The organism is Selenomonas sp. oral taxon 138 str. F0429 (genome assembly GCF_000318175.2).
Classification (GTDB): domain Bacteria; phylum Bacillota; class Negativicutes; order Selenomonadales; family Selenomonadaceae; genus Centipeda; species Centipeda timonae.
Genome location: NZ_KB290945.1, coordinates 1 through 206 on the forward strand (window position 1 = coordinate 1; position 206 = coordinate 206).

Below are 206 nucleotides of genomic sequence, written 5' to 3' on the forward strand. Positions count from 1 at the left end.
TTACGGTTCACAATCTTAGGTCGGTCATTTGGCTACGTTTTGCATTGTCTAGTTTTGAGGGCGCATCGGACGCAAGAGATTGCGTAGTTGTGACCTTATTGTTCACTGAAAACTGCACAGAAGAAACAAGAAAATCTAAGAAAGGGAGACGGAGTGAACTCATGTACACGACGTTTTCCTCACTGAGGTCTTCTACCGCAAGGTAG

1 protein-coding gene is annotated in these 206 nt (G+C 44.7%); it reads right to left on the minus strand.

Going from position 1 to position 206, the window contains the following annotated elements:
- Window positions 1-7: 7 nt before the first annotated feature.
- On the minus strand, window positions 8-206 hold a 199-nt coding region (locus HMPREF9163_RS12505; protein ID WP_009441024.1), incomplete at its 5' end, for a hypothetical protein.